The 25,553-nt window shown below is 68.7% G+C and carries 28 protein-coding genes; 14 read left to right on the plus strand and 14 right to left on the minus strand.

Annotated elements, in window-relative coordinates:
- Positions 1–75 precede the first annotated feature (75 nt).
- From MBA17_RS08085 to MBA17_RS08095, 3 genes are all read left to right on the plus strand, one after another.
- Positions 76–3,222, plus strand: a complete 3,147-nt coding sequence (locus MBA17_RS08085; RefSeq protein WP_238495668.1) for an ATP-binding protein — start codon at positions 76–78, stop codon at positions 3,220–3,222.
- A 194-nt stretch (positions 3,223–3,416) separates the two neighbouring features.
- On the plus strand, positions 3,417–4,631 hold the full coding sequence (locus MBA17_RS08090; protein ID WP_238495669.1) for a serine hydrolase domain-containing protein: 1,215 nt from the start codon (positions 3,417–3,419) through the stop codon (positions 4,629–4,631).
- A gap of 164 nt (positions 4,632–4,795) precedes the next feature.
- Positions 4,796–5,581, plus strand: coding sequence for a MerR family transcriptional regulator (locus MBA17_RS08095; RefSeq protein ID WP_238495670.1), 786 nt, complete (start codon positions 4,796–4,798; stop codon positions 5,579–5,581).
- 493 nt (positions 5,582–6,074) lie between these two features.
- On the opposite strand, the gene MBA17_RS08100 is transcribed toward MBA17_RS08095, so the two are convergent.
- Together MBA17_RS08100 and MBA17_RS08105 are read right to left on the minus strand one after the other, a co-directional pair.
- Complete coding sequence (locus MBA17_RS08100; protein WP_238495671.1) at positions 6,075–6,494, minus strand: SRPBCC family protein; 420 nt, start codon at positions 6,492–6,494, stop codon at positions 6,075–6,077.
- A 53-nt stretch (positions 6,495–6,547) separates the two neighbouring features.
- Positions 6,548–6,889: a VOC family protein gene (locus tag MBA17_RS08105; RefSeq protein ID WP_238495672.1), complete on the minus strand. Its 342-nt coding sequence runs from the start codon at positions 6,887–6,889 to the stop codon at positions 6,548–6,550.
- Between the two features lie 84 nt (positions 6,890–6,973).
- Here MBA17_RS08105 and MBA17_RS08110 point away from each other — a divergent pair, with 84 nt between their 5' ends.
- Complete coding sequence (locus MBA17_RS08110; RefSeq protein WP_238495673.1) at positions 6,974–7,576, plus strand: CGNR zinc finger domain-containing protein; 603 nt, start codon at positions 6,974–6,976, stop codon at positions 7,574–7,576.
- The gene (locus MBA17_RS49255; RefSeq protein ID WP_455432720.1) at positions 7,501–7,848 is read left to right on the plus strand and encodes a M55 family metallopeptidase; all 348 of its coding nucleotides are present in this window, start codon (positions 7,501–7,503) and stop codon (positions 7,846–7,848) included. Before MBA17_RS08110 ends, MBA17_RS49255 begins: the two co-directional genes overlap by 76 nt.
- 69 nt (positions 7,849–7,917) lie before the next feature.
- Here MBA17_RS49255 and MBA17_RS08120 read toward each other — a convergent pair whose 3' ends face one another.
- Positions 7,918–8,376 (minus strand): SgcJ/EcaC family oxidoreductase, encoded by a 459-nt coding sequence (locus MBA17_RS08120; RefSeq protein ID WP_238495675.1) that lies wholly within the window; start codon positions 8,374–8,376, stop codon positions 7,918–7,920.
- A gap of 262 nt (positions 8,377–8,638) precedes the next feature.
- Between MBA17_RS08120 and MBA17_RS08125 the strand changes: the two genes are divergently transcribed.
- The 4 genes from MBA17_RS08125 (at position 8,639) to MBA17_RS08140 (ending at position 11,680) form a co-directional block, all read left to right on the plus strand.
- Positions 8,639–8,878 carry a hypothetical protein gene (locus tag MBA17_RS08125; RefSeq protein ID WP_238495676.1) on the plus strand — a complete coding sequence of 80 codons (240 nt, stop codon included), beginning with the start codon at positions 8,639–8,641 and terminating at the stop codon, positions 8,876–8,878.
- A 5-nt stretch (positions 8,879–8,883) separates the two neighbouring features.
- A complete protein-coding gene (locus MBA17_RS08130; RefSeq protein WP_238495677.1) occupies positions 8,884–9,582 on the plus strand; it encodes a hypothetical protein in 699 nt (232 codons plus the stop codon).
- Positions 9,583–9,647: 65 nt separating this feature from the next.
- Entirely contained in the window at positions 9,648–10,589 is a 942-nt protein-coding gene (locus MBA17_RS08135; protein ID WP_238495678.1) for a DUF6895 family protein, read from the plus strand.
- Positions 10,586–11,680: a serine hydrolase domain-containing protein gene (locus MBA17_RS08140; protein ID WP_238495679.1), complete on the plus strand. Its 1,095-nt coding sequence runs from the start codon at positions 10,586–10,588 to the stop codon at positions 11,678–11,680. Before MBA17_RS08135 ends, MBA17_RS08140 begins: the two co-directional genes overlap by 4 nt.
- A gap of 88 nt (positions 11,681–11,768) precedes the next feature.
- Here MBA17_RS08140 and MBA17_RS08145 read toward each other — a convergent pair whose 3' ends face one another.
- The 3 genes from MBA17_RS08145 to MBA17_RS08155 form a co-directional block, all read right to left on the minus strand.
- Positions 11,769–11,987 (minus strand): hypothetical protein, encoded by a 219-nt coding sequence (locus MBA17_RS08145; protein ID WP_238495680.1) that lies wholly within the window; start codon positions 11,985–11,987, stop codon positions 11,769–11,771.
- A 475-nt stretch (positions 11,988–12,462) separates the two neighbouring features.
- Positions 12,463–12,810 carry a DUF6355 family natural product biosynthesis protein gene (locus MBA17_RS08150; RefSeq protein ID WP_238495681.1) on the minus strand — a complete coding sequence of 116 codons (348 nt, stop codon included), beginning with the start codon at positions 12,808–12,810 and terminating at the stop codon, positions 12,463–12,465.
- 115 nt (positions 12,811–12,925) lie between these two features.
- Positions 12,926–13,171, minus strand: coding sequence for a hypothetical protein (locus MBA17_RS08155; RefSeq protein ID WP_238495682.1), 246 nt, complete (start codon positions 13,169–13,171; stop codon positions 12,926–12,928).
- Between the two features lie 145 nt (positions 13,172–13,316).
- Between MBA17_RS08155 and MBA17_RS08160 the strand changes: the two genes are divergently transcribed.
- Positions 13,317–13,616, plus strand: coding sequence for a GntR family transcriptional regulator (locus MBA17_RS08160; RefSeq protein ID WP_238495683.1), 300 nt, complete (start codon positions 13,317–13,319; stop codon positions 13,614–13,616).
- Between the two features lie 184 nt (positions 13,617–13,800).
- On the opposite strand, the gene MBA17_RS08165 is transcribed toward MBA17_RS08160, so the two are convergent.
- From MBA17_RS08165 to MBA17_RS08175, 3 genes are all read right to left on the minus strand, one after another.
- Positions 13,801–14,799, minus strand: coding sequence for an NsdA family TPR-like regulatory protein (locus MBA17_RS08165; RefSeq protein WP_238495684.1), 999 nt, complete (start codon positions 14,797–14,799; stop codon positions 13,801–13,803).
- Between the two features lie 696 nt (positions 14,800–15,495).
- The gene (locus MBA17_RS08170) at positions 15,496–16,773 is read right to left on the minus strand and encodes an epoxide hydrolase family protein (RefSeq protein ID WP_238495685.1); all 1,278 of its coding nucleotides are present in this window, start codon (positions 16,771–16,773) and stop codon (positions 15,496–15,498) included.
- 11 nt (positions 16,774–16,784) lie between these two features.
- On the minus strand, positions 16,785–17,297 hold the full coding sequence (locus MBA17_RS08175) for a hypothetical protein (RefSeq protein ID WP_238495686.1): 513 nt from the start codon (positions 17,295–17,297) through the stop codon (positions 16,785–16,787).
- Positions 17,298–17,392: 95 nt separating this feature from the next.
- On the opposite strand from MBA17_RS08175, the gene MBA17_RS08180 reads away from it, so the two are divergent.
- The 3 genes from MBA17_RS08180 to MBA17_RS08190 are packed head-to-tail and all read left to right on the plus strand — an operon-like array spanning position 17,393 to position 19,001.
- Complete coding sequence (locus tag MBA17_RS08180) at positions 17,393–17,824, plus strand: hypothetical protein (RefSeq protein WP_238495687.1); 432 nt, start codon at positions 17,393–17,395, stop codon at positions 17,822–17,824.
- Positions 17,818–18,051, plus strand: coding sequence for a helix-turn-helix transcriptional regulator (locus MBA17_RS08185; RefSeq protein ID WP_455432721.1), 234 nt, complete (start codon positions 17,818–17,820; stop codon positions 18,049–18,051). The genes MBA17_RS08180 and MBA17_RS08185 overlap by 7 nt, the downstream gene beginning before the upstream one ends.
- On the plus strand, positions 18,048–19,001 hold the full coding sequence (locus tag MBA17_RS08190) for an NAD(P)-dependent alcohol dehydrogenase (RefSeq protein WP_238495688.1): 954 nt from the start codon (positions 18,048–18,050) through the stop codon (positions 18,999–19,001). The genes MBA17_RS08185 and MBA17_RS08190 overlap by 4 nt, the downstream gene beginning before the upstream one ends.
- Positions 19,002–19,262: 261 nt before the next feature.
- On the opposite strand, the gene MBA17_RS08195 is transcribed toward MBA17_RS08190, so the two are convergent.
- The 4 genes from MBA17_RS08195 to MBA17_RS08205 all read right to left on the minus strand — a co-directional run bounded on the left by MBA17_RS08195 (position 19,263) and on the right by MBA17_RS08205 (position 22,939).
- The gene (locus tag MBA17_RS08195; protein WP_238495689.1) at positions 19,263–20,585 is read right to left on the minus strand and encodes a tetratricopeptide repeat protein; all 1,323 of its coding nucleotides are present in this window, start codon (positions 20,583–20,585) and stop codon (positions 19,263–19,265) included.
- A 53-nt stretch (positions 20,586–20,638) separates the two neighbouring features.
- On the minus strand, positions 20,639–20,767 hold the full coding sequence (locus tag MBA17_RS49260; RefSeq protein ID WP_274385129.1) for a hypothetical protein: 129 nt from the start codon (positions 20,765–20,767) through the stop codon (positions 20,639–20,641).
- Between the two features lie 412 nt (positions 20,768–21,179).
- The gene (locus tag MBA17_RS08200) at positions 21,180–21,998 is read right to left on the minus strand and encodes an ABC transporter permease (protein WP_238495690.1); all 819 of its coding nucleotides are present in this window, start codon (positions 21,996–21,998) and stop codon (positions 21,180–21,182) included.
- Positions 21,995–22,939 carry an ATP-binding cassette domain-containing protein gene (locus MBA17_RS08205; RefSeq protein WP_238495691.1) on the minus strand — a complete coding sequence of 315 codons (945 nt, stop codon included), beginning with the start codon at positions 22,937–22,939 and terminating at the stop codon, positions 21,995–21,997. Before MBA17_RS08205 ends, MBA17_RS08200 begins: the two co-directional genes overlap by 4 nt.
- Before the next feature lie 85 nt (positions 22,940–23,024).
- On the opposite strand from MBA17_RS08205, the gene MBA17_RS08210 reads away from it, so the two are divergent.
- Positions 23,025–23,813 carry a TetR/AcrR family transcriptional regulator gene (locus tag MBA17_RS08210; RefSeq protein WP_238495692.1) on the plus strand — a complete coding sequence of 263 codons (789 nt, stop codon included), beginning with the start codon at positions 23,025–23,027 and terminating at the stop codon, positions 23,811–23,813.
- Between the two features lie 206 nt (positions 23,814–24,019).
- Here the strand turns inward: MBA17_RS08210 and rox are convergent, their stop codons facing one another.
- Entirely contained in the window at positions 24,020–25,444 is a 1,425-nt protein-coding gene (rox, locus tag MBA17_RS08215) for a rifampin monooxygenase (RefSeq protein WP_455432725.1), read from the minus strand.
- Between the last annotated feature and the right edge of the window lie 109 nt (positions 25,445–25,553).

Below are 25,553 nucleotides of genomic sequence, written 5' to 3' on the forward strand. Positions count from 1 at the left end.
CGGGACCGAGCTCCTCCCGGCCGGCTGTGACTCACCGGTGCTTGATCGGGTTCCTTGCCCGTTAGCCTGTTGAGCATGCGGATTGCGGTGCTGGGGCCGGTCCGGGCCTATGCCGACGACGGCGCGCCGATCGATCTCGGCGGCACCAGGGTTCGCGCGCTGCTGGCCCGGCTGGCACTGGCCGGGGGCGAAGTGGTATCGGTCGATTCGCTGCTCCACGGCCTGTGGGGGGAACGCCCGTCCGGGGACACCGTCAACGCGTTGCACGCGCTGGTGCATCGGCTGCGCAGGGCCCTGGGCGGGGCCGGGGTCGTGGAGACGGTGGCCGGCGGGTACCGCCTGCACGTACGCACCGAGCACGTCGACGCGGTCCGGTTCGAGGAGCTGGCGAAGCGGGGCGCTCGCGAACTGGCCGCGGGCGCCGCGCAGCGGGCGGCCTCGCTGCTGCGCGATGCGCTGGGGATGTGGCGGGGAGACGCGCTGGCCGATGTGCGCGATATCCCTTTTGCCGGTACGGCCGGCGCGCGCCTGGACGAACTGCGCGTGGGGGCCGCCGAAGACCGCTTCGAGGCGGAGTTGCGGCTTGGGCGCCATGGCGAGATCTTGGCCGATGTGGAGGCGGCGGCCGCGGACCATCCGCTGCGGGAACGCCTGGCCGGGCTGCGGATGCGGGCCTTGCATGCGGCGGGCCGCCAGTCCGACGCGCTGGCCGTGTTCGCGGAGGTCCGCGGCACGCTCGCCGAGGAGCTGGGCGTCGACCCCTCCGAGGAACTGCGGAAGACGCACCTCGCCGTGTTACGGGGTGAGCTGGAGATCCCCGAGGCGGAACAGGCTCGGCCGGAGGCGGTGCGAGGACGTCTGCCGGCCCAGCTGACCAGCTTCGTCGGCCGGGAGGAGGAGCTGAGGTTGCTGGCCGGGTTGCTGGAGACCTCCCGGCTGGTCACCGTCGTGGGGCCCGGGGGAGTGGGCAAGACCCGGCTGACCGTGGAGGCGGCGAGCCGGCATCGGGCCCATCGGCGCGGCCGGGTCTGGCTCGTCTCCCTGGCCGGGGTGAACACGGCCGACGGGCTGCCGGAGGCGGTGCTGGGCACGCTCAGCGTCGCCGACGCCCAGCCGTCGGGCACGCCGTTGGAGCGGGTGGTCAATCTGCTTGCCGGTGGTGAAGGCGTGCTGGTGCTGGACAACTGCGAACAGATCTCCGGACCCGTCGCGGAGTTCGCCGGGCATCTGCTGGAGCGCCAGCCGTACCTGAGCATTCTGGCCACGAGCCGGGAACCGCTGGAGGTCATGGGTGAGGCGCTGTGCCGTCTGGGCCCGCTCGACCTGCCGCCGGCCCACGCCGATCCCGTTCGCGCCCGCGAATCGGCCGCGGTGCTGCTGTTCCTCGATCGGGCGGCAGCCGTACAGCCCGGCTTCGTACTGGACGCGCCCACGACAGGGCCGGTGGTGGACATCGTGCGCCGGCTGGACGGGCTGCCGCTGGCCTTGGAGCTGGCCGCGGCGCGACTGCGGACCATGGGCGCCGACCAGATCGTCCGGCGGCTGGATGATCGCTTCCGGCTGCTCAGCACCGGCAACCGGACCGCCCAGCCCCGCCAGCAGACCCTTCATGCGGTCATCGAGTGGAGCTGGGATCTCCTCACCGATCAGGAACGGACGCTGGCCCGCCGAATGTCGATATTTCCGGCGAGAACCGGTATCGCGGCGATTGGGGCGGTCTGTTCGGATGAGACGCTTCCCGCGGGCGAGGTCATCTATCTGCTGGACTCCCTGGTCGACAAGTCCATCGTGGAGCGGGCCGGCGACGGGTATCGGATGCTGGAGACCATCCGAGCCCATGCGGCGGAGAAGCTCCGGCTCGCGGGGGAAGACAAAGCCGTCCTGCACAGACTCACGCGGCACTTCGCCGACCTGGCCGAGGAACACGAGCCGCTGCTGCGGTCGGACCAGCAGGTGGAGTCGCTGCGGCTGTTCGAGGCCGAGTACGACAACCTGATGTACGCCCTGCAAACGGTCATCGACGGCGGCGACGCCGAGGCGGCGGCCCGGATTCTCGGGCCGCTGTACTGGTACTGGGTCATGCTCCGCTACGACGGTCGGGCCGATGCCTACGTGTCCAGGGTCCTGGAGTTCGGCGACGCGCTGCCCGCGGACGCCCGGGCCGCGTTCACCGCGTTTCACCTGGTGGGCGGCGAGGGAGGGCCGATCACCGACCCCGCGCGGCTGCGCGCGCTCATCGACGACTGCGCGCGCACGGGTGCGCTGCGGCGTTATCCGATGCTGCTGACGATGGCGCTGGTGATGGCGGCGATACTCGGGCTGGATGAGCTGATCGATCGGGAGATCGCCCGGGTGCGGAGCGGCTCGGACCGTTGGGCGATCGCCTGCACCTTCGTGATGGAATTCGTGCGGTGGCGCGAACGGGGCGACTGGGAGGGCTCCGCAACCGCGATGGCAGCGGCGTTGCACGCGTTCGAGGAGGTGGGCGACCGATGGTGGACGGCGAAGGTGCTGTACGGCATGGCGCGGATCCACGCCTTCCGCGGTGAGCACGACGAGGCGATCGCCGCCTATGAGCGCAGCATCGCGATGGCCACCGACCTCGGCTCGCAGGATGAGGTCTCAACCCGGCTCGGTCTCGCCACCGCACGCATGCGCGGCGGCGACCTGAAGGGCGCCCGATACGACATCGAAACCGCCGAACGAGCGGTCTGGGAGCGCGGTCAGCCCATGCTGGAGATCGAGGTCCTGGACAGCCTGGCCGAGCTGTACCGTCGCTCCGGAGAGGTCGAACGCGCAGGTCAAGAACTCGACCGGATGGAGACGCTCGCCCGCAAGCTGCCCCTCCAGGCCGAGACGATGCAGAACCAGCTGGTCCCCGCCAGGATGGCGAACCTCCTCACCGCCGGGGACGCCGTCCGCGCACGCCAGCTGCTGCCCCGCGCCGTCCAAGCGGCGCAGGCGAACATGGACGCCCCCTCGGCCGCTCAACTCCTGGCCCGGCTGCTGTTCCTGGAGGGTGATCCGGCCGGTGCGGCCACCGCGCTCGGCCTGAGCCAGGCCATCCGCGGCACCTTCGACCACGGCGACACCGAACTGCGCTCCCTTGCGGAGACGCTCGCGGAACGGCTCGGCCGTACCGAATACGACACCGCCTACCGCCAAGGCGCCGCCATGACACCACACGAGGCCATCGACCGGCTGACAAAGCTGCGCGTATAAGGCCGCGGGCGGGCATCGTCGTGGGCCAAGCAACCGCGATCTCCAACTACAACGGGGTCAACGACTACATCCGCTTCGGCAGGAGAATCGCTGTGAGCTAGATCACGGTTGAGGTTGACCTTGGGTCAGGGTGGAAGCTCGTCGCAGCGGCACGACGCCGACCGGACATAACAGATTTAACGGAGCAAATCACCATGCCCATCAGCCTTTCCGACCAGGACATCACGGCCGAGATGGCCCGCAAGATCACCGCCGGGGTGGCCACTGCTGACAGTGGGGCGGTTGCTGCCGGGCAGGATCGCCCGGAGCTGCAGAAGGCGATCGAGGAGATCGTCGATTCCGGTTTCGTCGGGGTGTCGCTGCGCGTGCACGATGAGCGGGGCGAGTGGGTCGGCAGCGCCGGGGCGGCCGAACTGGGCGGGGCCGCGAAGCCGCCGACGAACGGGCATGTCCGGATCGGCAGCAACACCAAGACCTTCACCGCGACCCTGGTGCTGCAACTGGTGGCCGAGGGCAAGGTCGAGCTGGACACCCCGGCGGCGGACTACCTGCCCGAGTTCGGGCTGGACGAGCGGATCACGGTGCGGATGCTGTTGCAGCACACCAGCGGGGTGTTCAACTTCACCGGCGAGGTCTACGACGACGGGACGTTCGCGCCGGGGATCCCCATCCCCTACAGCACCACGGGCAAAGAGTGGCTGGACGACCGGTTCAAGACCTACCGGCCGCAGGAGCTGGTGGAGCTGGCGTTGTCCAAGCCGCCGCGGTTCGAGCCGGGGACGGGCTGGAGCTACTCCAACACCAACTACGTGCTGGCCAGGCTGCTGATCGAGAAGGTCACCGGCCGTTCGGTCGCCGCGGAGATGCAGCGGCTGATCCTGGGGCCGCTCGGGCTGTCGGGCACCGTGGTGCCGGACGCCTCGCCGGAGATCCCCGAGCCGCACGCCCACGCCTACTACCGGTACGAGGAGGACGGCGAGCAGAAGACGATCGACGTCACCCGCCAGAACCCCTCCTGGATCTCCAGCGGCGGTGACATGATCTCGACCACCCAGGACCTGCACACGTTCATCTCCGCGTTGCTGGGCGGCAAGCTCCTGCCGGCCCCGCTGCTGGCCGAGATGTGCACCCCGCACCCGACGGGCATCCCGAACATGGACTACGGCCTGGGAGTGTTCGTGGTGAACACGGCCGGCGGCGGCACCGTCATCTCCCACAACGGCGCCGCCGTGGGCCACGCGGCGCTGATGTACAGCACACCCGACGGCAGCAAGACCCTGACCGCCGCGCTGAACTGCGTGGACGACGCCGACCTGTCCATCGCGACAGCATTCCAGAACGCCCAGCAAAGGCTCGTCAACGAGGTGTTCTGCGGTGGGCAGGCCGATCCGGCTCAGCCGACGGACTGAGCACCTGTGACCCGTGCGCCTCGAGGGGCGACCCCTTCCGGTCGTGCATCAGGTAGAACGTGAACCGGGGCCACGCCGAGCTCAACGGGCTCGGCGTGGCCCGTCCATATGCTCGGCTGTGATGCGCGTAGTCGCCGGGCTCGAGCACAAGGCAGGCTGGGCAGATGAGGAACGGAGTCACGATCGGGCAGGCGGCGGCATTCGTCGGCGTCACGGTGAAGACCGTGCGGCACTACCACAAGCTCGGCCTGGTCGAGGAGCCGGAACGGGACAGCTCCGGCTACCGGCGGTACGGATCGGCCGATCTGTTGCGGCTGGTGCAGGTCCGGACGCTGGCCGCCGCCGGGGTGCCGCTGGCCGAGATCGGGCCCCTGCTCGACGCCGATGCCGCGCTGTTCGCCGCCGCGCTCGCCGACGTCGAGCGGCAGCTCACCGAACGGATCGAGGAGTTGATCGCGCGGCGTGACACGCTGCATCGGCTCGCCGATGGTGACCGGGCTCTGCTGCCCGACCGCGCTGTGGCGCTGCTGGAGCGGATGCTCGGCCGCGGATTCCCCGCGGACGAGGTGGCGGCCACCAGGGAGGGCTGGGTGCTGGCCAAGGCCCTGGTCCCAGAAGGCTTCGACGACTACCTCACCCATTTCGAGCACGCCCTCGAAGACACCCGGCTCGTCGCCTTGGCCAAGCGCACAGCCGAAGCCGCGGCCTGGGAACCGGACGACCCCCGCATCGCCGAGCTCGCCACCGCCGCGGCCGACCACTACCTCGCCAACCCCGCACTGCTGAAGACCGTGACCGGCCTGCAAGCCCGCACCGAGGCCGCGACCCGGTACACGCTGATCGCCCACCACGGCGAAGAGCAGACGCCGGCCGCTTCGCGGCTGGCCGCGCTTTTCGAGACCAAGCTCCGCGCCGCCGGCATCCACATCCCCAGACCAGACTCCCACTGACCGCCCCGAGCGCAGCGCCTTCACGGTCACGTGCTGACCTGGGATCGCGACTGGCGGCACCGGCCCGGCCTCGTGCCGAGCGAACCGTCGGCGGCGGGTTGACTGATGGCGTCACTGGGCGATCACCCTTCTGGAGTTCGCCCCCGGCGAGCCGGGGCGTTACACGACTGACACATTCCGGCCGTTGGCGTGTCTTCTTCGTTAACGGTTAACCAGCACGTGGATCGCGGGAAGGCAAACCTCTATCGGTCGTCCTCGGGTTTGGTTCCGTGACAGGTCCGGCCGCCACCGCAGCGTCCGGGTCGTCATCGGTCATCGAGAGGGGGTTGATGGTGACCCGGCTGGAGTCGCCGTCGGGTCTCACGCCCTGACCCGCGGCTCATTGCCCCGTGAGGTGAGTCTGGGCGGCCTGGGTCAGCCCGTTCGGCACGCATCCGGAGTTGCTGGTCACGGTCCTCATCGAAGGACTGTGACCAGCAATGACGCAACCGACCTAGCGGAGGCGCGCGCTGGGGGACTCCACCGTCTGCTTGAAGATGCTCAGGCCGTGGTCCATTACGGCGCTCATCGGGATGGTGAGGTCGTCCGGTTGCACGTCGTGGATCCATACGAACCGGCTGCGGCCGTCCCCGTGGGAGACGACTTGCATCGACGCGTTGTCGTGTGTCGGCTGCATGGTGTCGCCGATGACGGAGAAGACGAGCCGACGCCTCTCCTCGTCGAGCGTGATGAGCCGCTCACGCGCCACGGTTCCGTCGGCGAACGTGACGACCCTGACGTCCGGCTCGTCGAGCCGGCTGTCGGTTACCAAGCCCGGAACCATCCGGACGGGCCCGTCGGTGAAGTCGCCGATGATCGCCCATACGTCCGCGGGGTCGGCTTCGATGATGATCTCTTTGTGCACGGTGGCCATGTCTTGCCTCTTCTGTAGTGGTGGGAAACCGACGGCGCGAGCCCCGGGCACGTCTAAGTGGCGACGACGCAGAACTGGTTGCCCTCGGGGTCGGCCAGCACGACCCATCCGCCGTCATCGAAGCGCTGCACTTCGGTCGCGCCGAGGGCCCGAATCCGGTCGACCTCGCCTGCGAGGTCATCGGTGAACAGGTCCAGGTGTAGCCGGTTCTTGCCCTCCCGGCCTTCGGGCACGGCCTGCAGGGACAGGCTCACGCCGCTCTTGTCTGAGTCCTCCAGGTAGGTGGTGCCCTCGTCCGTGGAAGCAACCTGGTATCCGGTGACCGCTTGCCAGAAGGCGGTGCCGCCTGCCAGGTCGTTGGTGTCGATGCAGATGTTGCCGATGTTGACGCTCAACGGTGAACCTTTCTGATCTAACTGACGTAGGCGTTACGTCGGTTACGTACCTTACCATCGTCGATAGCTGGTTAGAATTGAGGCATGGCGAATGAGCGTGCTGCGTCGGACAACCTCGTGGCTGCACCGGCGCCGATGCCGTTGTGTGTGATCGAGGAGTTCATCAACACTCGCCGCCGGGACAGCGACGAGATCGGAACTCCGCAACAGCTGGCGGAGTGGTTGCGCGCCCGCGGTTTGATACCTGGCGACGCGGTGGTGAACGCTGAGCAGCGCGACCGTGCCGGATGGATACGCGAGGGACTGCGCGCGCTGATCGCCGAGAACAACGCCGAGCCGGTCTCGAGCCCACGTCCGGACGGCCTCGACCCCGCTGCCCGCGCCGAACTCGCCGAACTCGCTCGCGACTTCCCGCTGATGCTCGACGTGACTGTGCTTCCGCCCCGGCTGGTGGCCCGCGCCCTGATGCCCGTGGATGCGGCGCTGGCCGGGCTGCTCGCCGTCGTCGCCGAGGCCGTGGCGGCCGGCACGTGGACGCGGCTCAAGGCCTGCCGGGAGCCGAGCTGCCGGTGGGCCTACTACGACTACTCCCGCAATCGGCGCCGGACCTGGTGCTCAATGGACATTTGCGGGAACCGCGCCAAAGCCCGCGCCTCTCACCATCGCAAATCCACCGCGCGCCCTTGATCGCGAGCCGGCCCCACGCGCGGATCAGCGTAGGCGCGCGGCGGCACTCTGGCGGCTGTCACACACGCGCCAGCGCGAGCGGCGCTGTGCCGGCCCACACGATGGTTGATGCCATCCTCGACGTCCGCTCGATGGTCGTTCGCATGGCGGGATTGGGATCAACACCCCTGCTGACGGGCTCGTACGGCGCGCCTGTCGTGCTGGCCGGCGGAGATGACGCGACGTGCGAGGAGCTCAGCGCACAGGTGCCGCAGGCCGTCACCCGGCGGTGAGTAGCCCGCACCCCTTCTCGCGAGCGGTGCGTCGCACTCGGTCGCTCGTCTGACGGGCGAGTTCCGGTCTCACCTGTCAGGGTCGAAGATGGGCCTGTTCTCCCCGCCTGCCACCAGCTCGTCGTCGGGCACGCCGATGTTCTGGCAGGCGGTTAGACGCCACTGGCCGTCTTCCTTCGCCATGATCCACAGCGGAGAGCCCACGTCCGGTCCGTCGGGTGTCTGGTATATCTGGCGCAGCTTGACGGCGGCGACGTCGGGGCGGATGAACAGCACGTGTTCCAGCTCGAACGTGATCGTCAGGCCCTGCATCCCACCGGGAAGCACCTGGTACGTGAATGTCGAGATCTCATCGAGGCCGTAGAGGCGCTTGCCACCGCCCGTCGTCCAGATCGCATCGGGCCGGAACAGGCGGAGGAACTCGTCGGGAAGCTCGTTGTTCTGGGCGTGCTCGACCGTGGCGACCACCTGCTTGATCGCGTCGATCTCGGCCTCGCGTGTTTGTGGATCGATGTCCGTTGCGCTCATGAAGATAACTCTGGAACATCAAGCAAACTTGAGGTCAAGGGCCGAGTGGGAGCCGTTCTCGGTTGCGCCCTGGGTGGCCTCATCGGGGCCATTCTGAGCATCCAGCGCGAAGGGCGCTCGCTGCATAATGACAAATGGTGATATGTGCCGGACGATTATCGGAATCTCGCGTCTTGCCTGATGGGAGGGCGTTTACCTGGCAATAGAGTGCGGGATGATTTCTTCATCCAAGGGAAACTCTTGAAACGGGAAAGGAATTCCCATGTCCGGAAGAAATGTGCATGCGGTGGCTCTCGCTGAGCCGACGGCGGCCGAGCGGGGCGAGGTGTACGCGCTGATCGGCGCCGGGGAGGTGCCTCACTGTCCCCCGCCGGGGTCGGAGAAGGGCATCCCTGTGCTGGTGGTCGCACTGCTGCTGTCGGCCGACCCCCAGCAGGACGAGCCGGTCGAGGACGCCTTCGGTGGCGCGCTGCAGAACCTGGCGTGCGCGGTCGCGTTCTGAGGCCGATGCCGACCACGCCGGCTCCGGGTACGGTGGCGCCCGCCGTCCACCTGCTGGCAGGCGCGCTGAGACGAGCGCTGCTGGAGGAGGGCGGCGGGTTCCGGCTGGCACGCGTCCTGCCAGGTCGCGAGGACTCCTGCGCCGGGCTGGCCGCTGTGCGGGTGCTGGGTGCCGACGCGCTCGCGCCGTTCGTGGTGAAAGGGCTCGCCCTGCCGGCGCAGGACGCGGCACTGATCCGGGCTGCGGTGCGGGCTCACCCCGCGCCGCAGGAGCCCGAGCGCCAGGTCCTGCTCTGGGGGATCAGAGACGCGGCGCTGGTACGCGGGCTGGCCGTGTCGGGGGTGGACGCCACCGGCTGGGAGGGACTCGCCCCCGCGGGGTCGACCGCCCATCTCCTGAGGCTGCCGTGGGTGGCGATGGCCGCCGAATTGGTGCGGGTGGCCGGTGCGGCGCCCCCGTTCGCCGAGGAGGCCGTGCACGCGCAGTTGGCCCGCAGCCATCTTGACATCAGCCGCGGACTGGTTCGAGCGCTGCTACGCCGGGACCTGCCCAGCGCCGCCTGCCTGACCCGCTGGCTGGCGCCCGCCGGCGAGCAGCTGACGACTCCGGCCCTGGACTACCTGGAAATCGCCGGAGCGGACGACCCCCGCGTGTCCCTGGACACCGCCATCGCCAGGCGCCTGACGACCGGCACATCGCCATGACGCGCGCGAACACCCCCATCAGCCCGCAAGGCGACCACGACGATGCGGCAGATCGGAGCCGGAACGTGGAAACGGAGACCGACGCCGCGGCGGCACGTCTGGCCCACCAGGTCGGCGAGCGGGCACTGGCCTGGCTGGAGTGCATGCGCGGCAGCTTCGCCCTGACCGCCGAGACGCCCGACGACCACGTCGAGGGACAGGCGCTGAAGTCGCTGGCCGAACTGGCGCTCGCGGCCGGCATGGTGCGCCGCGAGGCGATCGCCGGGCCGCAGTGCGCGGACACCGCCGGCAGACTGCTGGACTTCGGCTGGCGGCAGGTCGGGCGGGGCGACCTGTTGTACCGGCTGCAGGCGCGCACCCCCGCGGCGACCTATCCGATGGAGATTTACGCGCCGTTCGCCGCCGCCGGCTACCGCCACGAGCGTATGGACCGGCTGGCCGCTCATCTTCTCGGCCTGCGCGCGTCCCGGGTGATCGAGCACGTGCCCAACCGCCGCCTGGCCGTGGTGGCCGCCGCCGCCACGATCGGCGTAACGGTCCCGGACGACGTCGCCGCCATGATCGGTCAGACCTGGCTCGGCGGCACCCCGGAACCCTGGATGCTGGACGCCGGCAACGCCTACGGCGTCACACACACCGTCTTCCACCTGACCGACTGGGGCGGGCGCCCCGAAGGACTGCCGCAACGGCTTCAGGACTACCTTCACCAGTGGCTGCCGGTGTGGGCGGAGGTGTTCTGCGAGACCCGGCTGTGGGACCTGCTGCTCGAAATGCTGATCGTCGGCACCTGCCTGCAGCGGCCGCTGTTCTTCCCCGCCGTCTGGGAACGTGTCGCCGCCGCCCAGCGCGCCGACGGCATGATGCCCAATGGCCTAACCACGCCCCCCGCCGACCCGCACGCCGCCTGGCGCAACCACCACCATCCCACCATCGTCGCCGTCGTGGCCGGAACCCTGACCCTCTCGCGCGCCATCTCCCACGCGACCACCGCCGGAGGCGAGGCGTGAGCGAAGCCCCCTCGCTCACCGACCTCCTCTGCGGAGAGGTCCACACACTCGTCGAGTCCGGGCACGCCCCCGCCGCGATCGGCGTCGCCCTACGCGGGTCCGACCAGGCCATCGTCACCGCCGGCCACCGCGCCCACCCGCGCAGCCGGCCCGCTGTCCCGGCCGGTAGAGCCGCAGGAACAGCAGCCGAAACAGCGGGCGGGGTGGGGCCCGGCACGCTGTTCGCGCTGGGCTCGATCACCAAGACGTTCACCACGCTGCTGCTCGCCGAGATGGCCGCCACGGGTGCCGTCTCCTACGACGACCCGATCGGCGCCCACCTGCCCGCCGAGGCCATGCCCCGCAGCAGCGCGTCCGCCATCACGCTGGGCCAGCTCGCCACGCACAGCGCCGGCCTGCCGCGCCTGCCGCGTGGCTTCCGCCGCCACAGCCTGCCGTACCTGCTGTCCGACCCCTATGCCCGCTACCGCGTCGAGGACCTCCACCGGGCCACCTCCCGCCTCAACCCACCTCGCGACCCGCCGCAGGTGCGCTACTCCACCTTCGGCATCGCCCTGCTCGGCCACCTCCTCGCCCGCGCCGCCGGCACGCCCTACCCCGAACTCCTCGCTGTACGGATCCTCACCCCGCTCGGCATGCGCGACACCCTCGTCCCGTCCAAGGAGGCGCTGGCCCACCAGGCCGCCCGTGGGCACCGCCGCAGCATGCCCGTCCCGCACTGGCACTTCGACGCGCTGGCGGCGGCGGGCGCCCTGTACTCCACGGGGGCGGACCTGCTGCGCTACCTGCACGCCCAGCTCCACCCCGGCATCGCGCCGGCCCCACTGGCCGCCGCTATCCTCGCCGGTCACCAGCCCCGCCACCGCTGGCCGCAGGGGGCCGGCAGTGTGAGCCTAGGCTGGAACGTCCGAGACATGCGAGGCCGCACGTTGCTGTGGCACAGCGGAGGCACCGGCGGGTTCACCGCCTTCACCGGCTTCAGCCCGGACGCCGCAGCGGGCGTGGCGGTCCTGGCCAACACCGCCCCGACACTGCGCCAACCCGTCATCCACACCGCCCGCCGCCTCTTTCAAGCCGTGGTCTTCGGGTGACCGGCTCCGCCCTTTCAGAGCCCCCTCCGCCGCCGCCGCTGTCGGCCGAGTCCCGGCGCACCTATAACGAGTGCAGGAGTTGTTCGTATCAGGTGGGCGGCCAGTGCCGTAGGGCCATGTCGGCCACCATGTGGAGGTCGTCGCGGGTGGCGCCACCGGCGGCCTGAACGGCGATGCCGTTGGCCACGGCCATGAGGTATCGGGCGAGCAGGCCGGGATCGGTCCCTGCGGGAAGGTCGCCCTCATCGACGGCCCGCTGGAACCGCTCCTGTAGGAGCGAGATGCCGTTGTTGCGCCAGGCTGCCAACCGGCTCGATCCGCTCGATGGTGGTCCGGGTGCCGGTGGAGGCCGTGAGCAGTGCCTCGATCTCGGAGGATGCGGGGAAGGGCGACGTCCAGAGGTGGGGGTATCGGGGGATACTCGCACGGCCAGGGCCAAGATTATGCAGAATCCTGCGCCCACCGCGTGACGTTCCATGCGCAACGCCGATGTTGCCCCATTACCCGCGTTGACCTGGACGATGTCATATCTATGGGGGACCTGCTGCACTCCCTGGCAACGGCAGGCACAAGGCCGACGGTCCCAGGAGACGCGATCAGGGAGGTGGAGCCGTGGAGTTGGGTATCGGGAGCGTGATCGTGCTCGGGCTCTTGTACGCCAACTGGGAGGCGATCGTGAGCGCACGACCGGCATCCGATATCACCGGCACCCTCCAGGAGATGCGCGACTGGATGCACGCCACCTCCACACGCAAGGCGCTCCCCGTAGGGGACAACTGCGCCTACTGCGTCACGGACTCGGACGGCTTGCAGACGCGATCGAACTTCGCAAACTTGATCTCATCTCGATGGCCCAAATCCTCCGTCCCCTTTTGGAACACCCGTCTGGTCGTGGACTTCTTCTTGACTACATAGTCGATCTTGATCACGATGCAGTTGTTCCCGGAGTGGGTATACAGGGCAGATTTCTCATCTTTCCAGAAGCCGCAGTTTCCGGAGGGCCCGCAGTCTCTGTAATCCTTGATGAGAGTCACGTAGAGGGCTGCTGCCGCAACGAGCACTGCAAGGACTGCGGCAACAGCCTGGATCCGCCCAGGGAGATCGTTCCACTTGTCTCGCACTGACGACATGCCCGCATCCCTTTTATGTGTGGGGCGTTGCCGCTGAGGTTCATCATCATCTACCTGATCACTGCCCCAAAGAGTCAACGCCACCTTGGGCGAGAGGGTTCCCGCGCTGGAGCGTCTATCGGGCCTCGCCGAGCAGAAGCTTCAGCCACAAGTGGCGGGCCTCGGAATGGTGCCAGTTGCCCGCGAAGGTGTGCTCCGGGTGGTCGAGTTGAATAACCTTGTGGATCAGGTAGTGCCCGCCGTGTGAGATCAGCTCGAAGACCACCGCAGTGCACGGGCAGGTGAAGTCGTGCACGCGGTAGCGGTCCGGTGCCTGAGGCGTCCAAGAGCTGTACGTGCCCGGGTCGTACGCGGGCGACATGCACCGCCAGCCCGGTGCACTCCCAGTCGGGGTAGTCCAAGGGGACGCACAGGTCGGATCGAGAAGTCGTCATCGCACTCCATGATTGCTCTATTACGTAATAACGTAAAAGTGCAGCAGGGTAATAGCGCCTGAATCATGGAACGTGCAAGTTGATCCGCAGTCGTTCACGCCGCTGTACCGCCAGGTGGCGGACTTCCTACGCGCTCAGATCGAGGAGGGCCGCCTCGGGCCGGGGGAGAAGCTCAAGAACGAGGATCTTCTGGCCGAGGAGTACGGCACCGGCAAGGCCACGATCCGTCAGGCCCTGCGACTCCTCCGCACCGAAGGCCTCATTGACACTGAGAACAGGCGTGGAAGCTGGGTCCGGCCCAGGCCGGAGCTGACGGTGGTGAGTCTCCGAGGGCGAGCCCAGATCACCACACGCATGCCGACCGCCCTATGAGCCGTGACACGGCGGCATGGCTCGGCCGACTCCTCCGCTTCCAAGAGGCGATCCGTTTTCGTGAACCGCTCCCCGTCCTGCGTCAGGTCGCGGCCATAGACGCCACGGACAAAGGACGGAGTGTGTGCGCTGATGTGAGGTAGCAGTCGCCACTCGCCTCGGCCGCGTCGAGCTTTCTTGAACATCAGGTGCGCAGGGAAACGGCTGTCTCTTTGAGCGCGGTCACTTCCAGCTGAAACTGGGTGACTACCGTCGCCTTCGGGTAAATGTGCTCCAGCGTGGCGCCGAGACTGGAACTGCGGGCCACGATCGCTGACGAATAGCGCGGGGTGGAGATTGCGGTCAGGCCGTGAGCGACCGCCCGCTCTGGATCACCCAGCCGTGCGCAGGCGATGCCCAGGTCCAACGCGGTGATCGCTCGCCTGGTCGGTGAGATCCGCAGGTCCCGTCCATACACCTCCATCGCCTGTTCGGCGAAGGTGTGGGCCTGCTTGTCGTGACCGAGCCACAGACTGGTCGTGGCGGCCACCGACCATGTACGTGCGGCGTCGCTGCTGAACAACCCCCTCGCGTGTGGAGCTTGCTCCTCGGCTTGGCCACGCAACAGCTTGAGCGCATCGGAGGCTGGATCGGTATGGCCGAGCCGGGCATGCGTGCGAGCCAGTTGCCCCACCAACCGCGTCTGGGCGACACTTCCCGCCGGCGCCCGAGCAGCACCCTGCCGGGCGGCGCGCAGCGCCTGCTCGGGTTTGTCGTCATACAGCCAGGTCGTGGTCTCCACATCCCAGGCCCACGCCACTGCCTCATCGTGGTTGGCCTGGTCGGCGTGATGACGGGCATCGGCGGCAAAGGCGATCGCGGCTCGCACGTCTCCACGATCGTGAGCGGCCCAGGCCAGCACCAGCGATAGCCACGCCGCGGTGATGTACACCTCCCGACGCTGTGCGAGCGACATGCGCATACGCAGGAGATCGGCGACGTGGCGGCGGTCGCCGAGCGCAGCCTGCCACAGCTGATCGGCGCTGTAGCGGGAGTAGTGGTGCCCGTAATCTCCGACGACCTGGTGGAGATGCTCGAGACCACTTGGCCCCAGGTCGGTCTCCTCACTGCGGCGGGTCAGTTCGCGGGCCTCGTGTCCCGCCGTCGTGAACAGCCCGGGAGCGATGACGACGGCGGCCCCCATCCGTAGAACATCACGACGGTTCGTATGATCACTCCCTGCTGCGTGCGGGGCGTAGTCGGTAGCGAATCCGAGCGCCACCGGTCCGGTTTCGAACAGCCGGGCGAGCCGGTCTTGGTAGTCGTTGTGAGGGTGACACTCGCTTTCCCGCCGGCGCCAGGTCCGTTCGTCGGCTCTGCGTGAAGGCAGACCGGCTGTCTGGGTAACGGTGGTGAGTTTTCGATGGCCTCGGGGACGGTCCATCCGCGGGCGAGTCGCGCGCTTTTGAGAAGGCTGCGCCCGCAGCAGGCGTGGATTGCCTGCGCGATGTCGTGCAAGACGTGCGCCTGCTCCGAGGCGGCGGCATGTGCGATCAGCAGCCGGGTGCGGATTGTGACGGCGCATCGTGTGGCGTGAGTCGGGCGGTGAGCCAGGGGCTGCGACACGGTGGCCTCTTTGTATGCGAGGAGCGGATTCTCACGATCTCTTGTGTGGCTGGGCATGGCAAGGACGCTCGGTGTCCTTTACGCGGGTTGCAATTGCCCGGTCCCCGTGGTGCGAGAAGGCGGGCTCAGCAGGTGTCGTCACGGCAGGGCGAGCGAACGCGACGATGTCGGTGAGGGTGGGCTGGTAGCAATGTGAGGTGTCCACGATGAGGGTGGGCATGTCCGTGCGGATCGGGACGTGGGATTCGAGGTTGTGGTCTCTTGCGGCGATCGCCTACAGCAGGTCGCGGTCACCGTGGGTGGCCCGGTGCGTCTCCCGGGGTCTGCGGCCGTGGAAGGTGCGGCGCAGGTCGCTCACCCAGGCGTCGGGGTTCTCCCAGGGGATGAAGTGACCGCCGTGGTCGTGGGCGTTGACGTTGACGTGGTTGAACCAATCGGCCTGCGGGCCGGTCTTGAACGCCCGGACGCGCTCGGCGGCGGTGTGGATGCCGGGCGGGTTCTCGTACGTGACGAAGGTGAGGCCGACCGGGGCCTGCACGACCGGGGTGCGGTCGTGGGCGGGGGTCCAGGGGTAGCGGTTGGCATTGGCGTAATAACGCATCGACGTGGCGATGGAGTTGTTCACCCAGTAGATCGTGGCGTGGGTGAGCAGGTCGTCCTTGGTGAAGACGGACTCGACGTCGCCGCCGTTGTCGCTCCAGGCGTTCCAGCGCTCCAGCAGCCAGGCGAGCAGTCCGGCGGGTGAGTCGCTCAGCCCGTGGGCCAGGGTGGCGCCGTCGAGCATGTGCACGGCGAGGTGGGACGCCGAGCGGTGGTCCAGCTCGATGATGCGGGCGCGGACGTCGGCGGGCTGGTCGTCGGTGAGGGGCCGATTCCGGGCGAAGTCCCAGGCGCGGTGGCCGGTGAAGAAGTCGAGCGGCAGCCCGGAGCCGATGTGGATGCCGTACAGCTCGTCGGCGTACTTGTGGCCGAGTTGGCTGGAGACGATCCCGCCGATGTCGCAGCCCCCGGCGGCGTACTTCTCGTATCCCAGGGTCTCGGTCATCAGGGTGTGCCAGAGGTCGGAGACCTTCCAGAAGTTGACGTCCGAAAAGCCGGTGAGCGGGCCGGGAAAACCGAAGCCGGGCAGGGACGGCACGATGACGTCGAACGCGTCGGCGGGGTCACCGCCGAACGCGGCGGGGTCGGCGAGCGGGTCGATCACCTTCGACCAGTGCCAGAACGTCCACGGCCAGCCGTGGGTGAGGATCAACGGGATCGGGCGGGGGCCGCGGCCAAGCTTGCGCATGAAGTGCACTGGGACACCGGCGACGCTCACCTGGTAGTGCTCGTAGGCGTTGATGGCGGCCTCGGCCTTGCGCCAGTCGTAGCCGTCCCGCCAGTAGGCGACCAGCTCACGGAGATAGCTGTCCGGGACGCCGTAGGACCAGTCCCCGTTCCCCTCGTCCAGCGGCGGCCGGGTCAATGTGAGACGGGCGCGCAGGTCATCGAGGACCTTGTCGGGCACATGGATCGGGGTGGGCGCCAGGGGGGAGGCGTGCGGGGTGGTCATGGCGTGGTTCCTTACTGGGTCGGGGAAGCGGTGTCGTCGGCCTGTTGGGTGGTTGGGCGGCGACACCGCGCGATCTCAAGACGTGCGGGCAGCGACGCGGCGAGTGCCTGCCGGTGGTGCGGGTCGACCAGGCGACCGATGCGCTCCTTTCGCCGCGACGCGACCACCTTGGCACCAGCGCGGACACTCAACGGCTCCAACGATAGGACGCCTACCGGAGGATGATCGGCACCCAGCTCAACATCGGTGAGTTCCGCAACCTGGCCCGCCGCGTCTTCTTCGGCGATCTCGGCCGCCTGACGCGCGGTTATGAAAGCGGGGATGGAGAACCGGCTCAGCGCTCTCGGTCTCGGCCTGAACGCGATCACCTGGGCGCCGCCGTCGACCGGCTGGAGGTCGGTGCCGCCCAGCGGCGCGAACCGGAGAGTCCAGATCCTGCGGCTCTTCCGATGAGGCGGGCCGCTGCGACCTGCGCCGTCCGGCCGACTGTGGACGTTGTGGAGCAACACCGCGCCGGGCGCCATCGCGTCGCCGACCGTGCGTGTAAATAAACTTTGACATGGTGTCCGGCACGCTTTACATTGGTTGATGTCAGCTTTGTTTTACATGAGGAGCGGGCATGGCCTTCGAGGAGAAGAGCGCCTGGGTGATGATCGTGGTCTCCGTCGGCGCGTACACGATCTACCTGGCGACCGTCCTGGGCCGGGCCGGCGACGGCCCGCTCGCCGACGTCGCCTACGCGGGGACTCTGCTGTGGACCATCGGCGGCGCCATCGTCGCCGGGATCGTGGCCCACATCGCGATGGCTATCGCGGGCGGCCACGGCGCCGACCGCACCGACGAGCGCGACCGTGAGATCAACCAGGTCAGTGAGCGCATCGGGCAGTCGATCGTCATCATCGGCGCGCTCGCCGCACTGATCATGGCCATCGCCGAGCTGCGCCACTTCTGGATCGCCAACGCCGTCTACCTGGCGTTCGTGCTGTCCTCGGTGCTCAGCTCGTTTGCCAAGATCATGGCGTACCGCAAGGGCGGCTTCCAGACGTGGTGAAGCCGACGCAGGTCACCAACGCGATCCGGGCCCTGCGGTTCGCACACGACGAGATGACCCAGGCCGAACTGGCCGACCGGGTCGGCGTCACCCGCCAGACCATCATCGCGATCGAACAGGGTCGCTACTCTCCCTCGCTGGAGATGGCGTTCCGCATCGCCCGGGTGTTCCGGGTCGGACTCGATGACGTCTTCCAGTACCCCGACACCGAAGGAGACCCCTTATGAGGGCAATCGTCCAGGACGAGTACGGCCCGCCGCACATGCTGAACCTCGGCGAGGTCCCGATCCCGACGCCCGGCGCCGGCGATGTGCTGATCCAGGTGCACGCGGCCGGCGTCGACTACGGCGTGTGGCACGTCATGACCGGGCTGCCGCTCATCGGCCGCCTCGGCTTCGGCCTGCGCCGGCCCCGCAACCGCGTGCCGGGCATGGACGTGGCCGGCGTCGTGGAGTCCGTCGGCGCCAACGTGACCGCGTTTCGCCCCGGCGACGAGGTGTACGGCGCGGCGACCGGAGCGTACGCGGAGTTCGCGCTCGCCCGCCCGGGCAAGCTCGCCCGCAAGCCCGCCAACCTGAGCTTCACCGAAGCGGCGGCCGTACCCGTGTCAGGGGTGACCGCGTTGCGGGCCGTCGGCCAGGTCACCGCCGGCGAGAAGGTGCTGGTCATCGGCGCCGGCGGCGGAGTGGGCAGCTTCGCGACGCAACTCGCGGTCGTCGGCGGCGCCCACGTCACCGCCGTGTGCAGCACAGCCAAGGCCGACCTCGTCCGGTCGCTGGGCGCCCAGGCCGTCATCGACTACACGCGCGAGCCGCTCACCGGGACGTACGATCTGATCATCGACATCGCGGGCATCCGGCCGCTGGCCCTGCTGCGCGGGCTGCTCACCGAGCGCGGCCGGCTCGCCATCGTCGGCGGCGAGGGCGGCGGTCGGTGGTTCGGCGGGCTCAGCCGGCTGCTGGCCGCCCGGCTGATCACCCCGTTCACGCGCCAGCGCCTGGACGCGCAGATCGCGCTGACCCGCACCGCCGACCTGGACGCGCTGCGTGACCTCATCGAGGCCGGGGCCGTGCGACCGGCCGTCGGGCGCACGTACTCCCTGGCGGAGGCCTCCACCGCGGTGGGTGACCTGGCGGCGGGCAACGCGCCCGGAAAGCTCGTCATCACGGTTGATTGACCCCGGAGCGCCTGGGCAGAGAGGTGCATCCGATGACGGTCGACAGCCCCGAGGTGACGGCCGATGGTTGGTCGCGAGGGCGCCGGGAACGCACCGGTTGGTACATGTACGACTGGGCCAACAGCGCCTTCTCGACGACCGTGGCGCCCGGGACACCACCGTGTGCGGCACCGGGCGACGGGGTGAGGGCGTCTGGTTCGCCCTTACCCCCGTCGCCCGTAGGAGCCGGCAGCTCCTATGACGCCCGTGCAGTCGCGGCGATCAGGCGGCCGCGCCGCGGGCGATGTAGAGGTTCATGTCGGTGAAGTCGACGGTGATGTTGTAGGGCTTCCAGAAGCAGTGGGAAAACCAGCCCATCGTGTCGAACCCTGTCCCATAGGGCAGGGGCACGTTGACCGGCTGGTTTGGGTTCGTGTAGCAGTAGACCTCCTTGGCGACGGCGTTGCCGAGGCGGATCTCCTTCGGGTAGCAGGGGTAGACGACGGCCGGGTGGCTTTGGGCAAAAGTCCCGATCTGGCGGTCGTAGTCGGTGCGGATCCCCAACTGCTCGGCCGTTTCCCCGCGCATGCCCGCGGCGATCTCGCTGCCTCCGCCGAAGTTCACGCCCACCACCCCTGTGCGGGAGCCGGCGACGCCGGCGAAGCTGCCCGTGCTGTGCAGGTATTGCTCACGGGCCAGCCACAGCGGCAGGGGTTCGGTGCCCGCCCGTGTGGCGGCGGCGCGTGCCTTCCTGGCCGTTTCGGGGGTGCGGCGGCGCAGGATCAGTTGCCGGCCCGCGTAGGCGAAGGTGGTCAGCAAGTGGTAGAAGACCCACATGCCGATCAGGCCGTCGCTGTCGGTGCCGACATCTTCGCCCGACTCCGTTGCCGACCAGCCCACGGGGATGTTGCGCAGTTCGATGCCGCCCAGCTTGAACGACTCCAGCACCCCGTAGTGTGCCCATACGGTGCCGCCCTCGAAATCGATCTTCTGACTGGCGACGGGGCTCAGCCCGGCCTCCTCGGCCACCGTCGAGGTCAAGCCAAGATTCGGGGCGCCGGTGTAGAACGTGAAGCGCTTCGGCGGTCCGCCGTTGACCGAGGCCTCTACCAGCGGAATCGGGTCCATCTGCTGGAATGGCAGCCGCGCGATGTCGCCGTGGACCTGATAGGCCTCGCCGCGGACTGCCGCGAACCATTTGGCGTAGGCTTCTTCGCCGGCCGCTTGCCAGTGTGGTGCGGAGAGGGCGAGTTTGTCCTGCCGGATGTAGCAGTCGCCCAGGAAGTAGTTGGCGTCCTTGTCGCCGGGCGCCAGCTGGATGGCCATCTTGAGATACTTTTCGGCGTCGGGGAACTTGTTGGCCAGCAGCCCGACATAGCCGCGCCGGCGGGCCGCGTGCACATTCTTGGGATCTGTTTTCAGGATCTCCTCGTACGCGCGGCCGGCCTGCTCGAACTTCCCGGCCTTGAACAGCGCGTCCGCGTCACCGCTGCCGGCCAGCGCCGTGGCCGCCCCGCCCAGCAGCGGCGCGGTCGCGGCGGCACCGGCCAGGACGGCGGCGCCCCGCAACAGCGAACGCCGGTCCCACTCTCCGTTATTGGCCACGCCTTCTCCTTTTCGTGATCGCCTTCGTCGTGACGTTCTGTCCCAGCGGACGGTCACAGCAGCTCCGGCCGGTTCGTCTCGCCCTGCTTGATGAGGGCGACGCCGGAGTTGCCGGGGCCACCCGGGCCTTGAAGCGTCGTCCCGATGCGGGCGGCCGGATCGGTGGCCTTGCGCCGGGCCATGAACTCGCCCGTAACTCGCCCGCCGGGCAACCCGTCCACTGTCGGCTGGCCGTGTCCCCGCCTCGTTCGCGCCGTGTCATGGTTGCGTCACAGTCGCGCCGGCGGTGGCCGCCGTCGAGAAACCGTGACCTACGGCAGACGCGCGCATTCGCCGCCAAGCGTGGTTCGTCATGAACGAGGCCGGGGCGCTGAAGTACGGCCACTGCCGAACACGACTCCGCCGAACCCGCTGATCAAGACGTAGTCGAGCAACTCCACACGGTTCAGGGCTCCGAACACGTTTCTTACAGCGACGCCCAACCCTCACCTGTAATTGCCTCCACCACCGAATGAATGGGTACATCATGAGCAAGGTTTGGTTCATCACCGTTTCGTCGGAGGAGAACACGCGGTCTGCAGATGCCTGGAGCGTTCAGCGTCCTCTGCGCATGTAGGCGCGGAGTGACAGCGGGACGAAGATCACCAGCAGCGCGGCCGACCAGAGCAGGACGGTGGTCACCGGATGCGCGAGTGGCCAGGCCACGTTTCCGGACGGGGCGCCCGGGTTGCCGAACAGCTCGCGGGAGGCGGCGGTGAGCGTGCTCACCGGGTTCCAGTCGGCCAGGAAGCGCAGCCAGCCCGGCATGCCGTCGGTCGGGACGAACGCGTTCGACAGCATCGTGAACGGCAGGCCCAGCGGCACCATCGCGTCGGCGACCTGGTCGTTCTTCACCGCCAGGCCCACATAGACGCCCACCCAGCTCAGCGCGTACCGCAGTACGATCATCAGCAGGAACGCCTGGGCCGTGGGGATCAGGCCGCGGTGCGGCTGCCAGCCCACCAGCAGGCCCGCGACCACCATGATGGCCAGCATCAGCAGGCCGGTCAGCAGGTCGGCGCCGGTCTGCCCGAACGGCACCGCCAAGCGCGCCATCGGCATGGAGCGGAACCGGTCCATCACACCGCGGGAGGCGTCGGTGGCCATCCGCGTCATGACCCCCATCACCGCGGAGAAGGTCACCATCGCGAACAGGCCGGGCATGAGGTACTCGCGGTAGTCGCCGCCGTCCGGCACCTGGATCGCGCTGCCGAAGACGTACCCGAACAGCACGACCATGATGACCGGGAAGATCAGCGCGGCGATGATCTGCCCGGGCTCTTGCCGCAGCCGTCCCAGCTCGCGGCCGACCAGGGTCAGCCCGTCGGTGAGCGTCCAGCGCAGGCGGACCAGTGGCGAGGTGAGGGCGGTCATCGGACGGGCTCCTTGTGGTCGGTGAGGCGCAGGAAGACCTCGTCGAGGGTGGGGCGGCGCAGGCTCACGTCGGCGGCGGCGACACCGGCGTGGTCGAGCTTGCGCACGATGTCGGCGAGGCGGAGGCCGGTGGCGGGCAGGGCGACGGTGAGCCGGTCGGCGTCGGTCGTCGTGGGTTCGGTGCCGGCCAGGGTGTTCAGGACGGTCGCCGCCTCAGGCATCGCGGCGGGGTCTTCGAGGGTGACGTCGAGGCGGTCCCCGATCGTGGCCTTCAGCTCGTCGGGCGTGCCGGTGGCGATCACCTGCCCGTGGTCGATGACGGCGATGTCGTCGGCCAGGTGGTCGGCTTCGTCCAGATACTGCGTGGTGAGCAGCACCGTGGTGCCGTCGGCCACCAGCTCGCGGATGCTGTCCCAGATCTCGCCGCGGCTGCGCGGGTCCAGGCCGGTGGTGGGCTCGTCCAGGAAGAGCACGTCGGGGCGCAGGATGAGGCAGGTGATCAGGTCGAGTCGGCGGCGCATGCCGCCGGAGTAGCCGGCGACCGGACGATCGGCGGCGTCCATCAGGCCGAAGCGGTCGAGCAGCTCGTCGGCCCGCCGGTGCGCCTGGCGGCGGGGCAGGTGGTAGAGGCGCCCGAACATGCGCAGGTTGCCACGGCCGGTGAGCTTCTCGTCCACGGCGGCGTACTGGCCCGCGAGCCCGATCCGCTCACGCACTTTGCCGGCCTCGCGAACGACGTCGTATCCGGCGATGCGGGCGTGCCCGGCATCGGGATCGGACAGGGTCGCCAGGATGCGCACCGCGGTCGTCTTCCCCGCGCCGTTCGGCCCGAGCACGCCGCAGACCGTCCCTCCCGGGACGCTCAGGTCCAGGCCCCGCAGAGCATGGGCGCCGCCGAAGGACTTGTGCAGCCCCTCGGCGATCACGATCGGATCAGACATGACCCCTCCACTGGGTACGTTGTACGCGGTTGTGGGGTCAGGCTAAATTACTGGGTACTATGTACGCAACTTGGGGGAGGAGACGGTGACCGACGCCGAGTACGTGAACATCTGGATGCGGCCCGAACGCCCGGCCCGCGGGCCGAAGCCCACCTACAGCCGCGCGCAGATCACCGAGGCGGCGATCCGGATCGCCGACGCCGAGGGGCTGGAGGCCGCCACCATGCGGCGGATCGCCGCTGAGATCGGCGCGGGCGCGATGTCCCTCTACCGGTACGTCCCGAGCCGCGACAACCTGGTCGAGCTCATGACCGACCGGCTACAGGGCGAGATCGACGTCGCGGGCATGCCCTCGGGCGACTGGCGCACGGACCTGACCCGCTACGCCGACGGGCTGCGGGCCATGTGGCTGAGGCACCCGTGGATCGCCACCGTGCAGCGGTCACTCCCCAGCTTCGGCCCCAACCAACTGCTCTTGATCGAACGGCTGATGGGAGTGCTCGACGCCTTCGTCTCCATCGACGAGAACCTCGGCCTCATGGCCATGCTGAACGGCTACATCGAGGGCACCGTCCGCGAGGAGATCAGCTCGGCCAAGGAAGTCCGCCGCAGCGGGCTCAGCGAGTCGGAGTGGATGGCGCGGAGCTACCCGTACGTCGACCGGCTGGTGAAGAGCGGGGAGTACCCGATCTTCACCAAGATCGTGATGGAGGCGCGCCACCCGCACCTGAGCCGCGACGACCAGTTCCGGTACGGGCTCCAGCGCGTCCTCGACTGCATCGCCGCGGCCCTCCCATCAACGGCCGAGTCTCCGATGTCGGCGCACCGAGAAGGGCGGAAAGAACAGGACGGGCCAGGGCGGGCTCGTAGTTAACCATCCGAGAAGGCATCAAGAGCGAGATAGACGCACAAGCCATGCCTAAATGCGCAGCGGCGGCCCGTACCTGGTCACGGGTGGAGTCCGGGGCTTGCCGATGCCGGGGTATTCCCCGACGAGGATGGGCTGGACGCCTTCCGATGGTCAGTCGCTACTGGCCGTTCCGATCCTTCTCACGGGCCTTTTCGGTTGCTCAGGCGAAATCAGTTGGCGGGCTTGCCGAACCAGCGGGCGAGGTGGTCGTCCAGGTCCTGCTGATCGTCGCCGATCCAGGCGACGTGGCCGTCGGGGCGTAGCAGGACGCACGGGACATCCAGGTCCGCAGTGGGATCCGCGAGGTAATCGACCCGGTCTGACCAGCCGCCGGCGGTCAGGCGTTCGGTGCGGTCCAGCAGCAGGCCGCGGCCGCGATGCAGCAGACCGTAGAGGTGGCCCTGTTTCACGTCGATGTCGCGCAGGCGGCGGCCGAGCAGGTCGGGGCCCTCGCCGAAGTCGTAGCGGATGCCGATCGCGGTGATCTTCTCGATCAGATAGTGGTTCACCTCGTCGAAGTCCATCAGTTCGGTGAGCAGCCTGCGCACGGCCTGCGGGCCCGGTTCGGCGGACAGCAGTTCCATCTGGGCGCGGGTGTTGTCCAACACGTCCTCGGCGACCGGATGACGTTCGGCCTGGTAGGTGTCCAGCAGTGTTTCCGGGGCCCAGCCGCGGATCTGTGCGGCCAGTTTCCAGCCGAGGTTGAATGCGTCCTGAACGCCCAGGTTGAGGCCCTGTCCGCCGATGGGTGGATGGACGTGTGCCGCATCGCCGGCCAGCAGCACCCGCCCGGCCCGATAACGTTCGGCCAGCCGGGTGGCATCCCCGAAGCGGGACAACCAGCGCGGGGAGTGCACGCCGAAATCGGTTCCGGCGATGGTGCGCAACTGTTGTTTGAAATCCTCGAGGGTGGGCGGTTCCGCGCGGTCGCTGACTCCCGCGGCGGGGACTACGACGCTATAGACCCCTTCGCCGAAGGGCCGAAGCCAGAATGGCTGATGGGTCTCGCGGATTTCGGTCACCTTGGCGGCGATCTCCTCCTGCGGAACGCCTACTTCCATCTCGCCCATCAGCGTCTCGGTCCGTGAGGGCTCGCCGGGGAAGCCGACGCCGAGAAGTTTGCGCACCGTACTGCGCCCGCCGTCACAGCCGACGAGGTAGCGCGAACGCAGCCGTTCCCCGTCGGCCAGCTCGACGGTCACACCCTCGTCGTCCTGCTCGAAACCGGCGACCGCGTAACCGCGCCGGACCTGCGCACCCAGTTCGATCGCATGTTCTTCGAGCAGATGTTCAATGACCGGCTGCGGGATACCCAGCAGATAGGCGTACGCGGAATCCAGGCCCTTGGGCGCGGGTTTGGGGATGGCGGCGAAGAAACCGCCGGCCGGACGCTGTCTTCCATGCTGGAGAATGCGATCCAGCAGTCCGCGCATCGCCATCAGCTCGAGACTGCGAATATGCAGACCGACTATGCGGACGAACGACGCGGGCTCGGTTTCCTTCTCCAGAACGAGTACCCGCACATCGTGCAGCCGCAGTTCGGCGGCCAGCATCGCACCGGTCGGCCCGCACCCGGCGATGATCACATCGAAGATGAGGGGCGCGCGATCGGCGCCGGAGGCCGGCGACCAGAGAACTCCGGGGACGTCGCCCACCGTGGAGTCACGCTCGACCCCGTCGTTCGACGGCGGCTCGGCGGTGAAC

The sequence above is a fragment of the Dolomitihabitans soli genome, from assembly GCF_022213955.1.
Lineage (GTDB): Bacteria > Actinomycetota > Actinomycetes > Streptosporangiales > Streptosporangiaceae > Streptosporangium_A > Streptosporangium_A soli.

Coding starts and splice junctions, on each gene's coding strand:
- MBA17_RS08085 (WP_238495668.1), top strand. CDS start 76: ATGCGGATTGCGGTGCTGGGGCCGGTCCGGGCCTATGCCGACGACGGC.
- MBA17_RS08090 (WP_238495669.1), top strand. CDS start 3,417: ATGCCCATCAGCCTTTCCGACCAGGACATCACGGCCGAGATGGCCCGC.
- MBA17_RS08095 (WP_238495670.1), top strand. CDS start 4,796: ATGAGGAACGGAGTCACGATCGGGCAGGCGGCGGCATTCGTCGGCGTC.
- MBA17_RS08100 (WP_238495671.1), bottom strand. CDS start 6,494: ATGGCCACCGTGCACAAAGAGATCATCATCGAAGCCGACCCCGCGGAC.
- MBA17_RS08110 (WP_238495673.1), top strand. CDS start 6,974: ATGGCGAATGAGCGTGCTGCGTCGGACAACCTCGTGGCTGCACCGGCG.
- MBA17_RS08120 (WP_238495675.1), bottom strand. CDS start 8,376: ATGAGCGCAACGGACATCGATCCACAAACACGCGAGGCCGAGATCGAC.
- MBA17_RS08125 (WP_238495676.1), top strand. CDS start 8,639: ATGTCCGGAAGAAATGTGCATGCGGTGGCTCTCGCTGAGCCGACGGCG.
- MBA17_RS08130 (WP_238495677.1), top strand. CDS start 8,884: ATGCCGACCACGCCGGCTCCGGGTACGGTGGCGCCCGCCGTCCACCTG.
- MBA17_RS08150 (WP_238495681.1), bottom strand. CDS start 12,810: ATGTCGTCAGTGCGAGACAAGTGGAACGATCTCCCTGGGCGGATCCAG.
- MBA17_RS08155 (WP_238495682.1), bottom strand. CDS start 13,171: ATGTCGCCCGCGTACGACCCGGGCACGTACAGCTCTTGGACGCCTCAG.
- MBA17_RS08165 (WP_238495684.1), bottom strand. CDS start 14,799: ATGGGGGCCGCCGTCGTCATCGCTCCCGGGCTGTTCACGACGGCGGGA.
- MBA17_RS08170 (WP_238495685.1), bottom strand. CDS start 16,773: ATGACCACCCCGCACGCCTCCCCCCTGGCGCCCACCCCGATCCATGTG.
- MBA17_RS08175 (WP_238495686.1), bottom strand. CDS start 17,297: ATGGCGCCCGGCGCGGTGTTGCTCCACAACGTCCACAGTCGGCCGGAC.
- MBA17_RS08180 (WP_238495687.1), top strand. CDS start 17,393: ATGGCCTTCGAGGAGAAGAGCGCCTGGGTGATGATCGTGGTCTCCGTC.
- MBA17_RS08190 (WP_238495688.1), top strand. CDS start 18,048: ATGAGGGCAATCGTCCAGGACGAGTACGGCCCGCCGCACATGCTGAAC.
- MBA17_RS49260 (WP_274385129.1), bottom strand. CDS start 20,767: ATGGCCCGGCGCAAGGCCACCGATCCGGCCGCCCGCATCGGGACGACG.
- MBA17_RS08200 (WP_238495690.1), bottom strand. CDS start 21,998: ATGACCGCCCTCACCTCGCCACTGGTCCGCCTGCGCTGGACGCTCACC.
- MBA17_RS08205 (WP_238495691.1), bottom strand. CDS start 22,939: ATGTCTGATCCGATCGTGATCGCCGAGGGGCTGCACAAGTCCTTCGGC.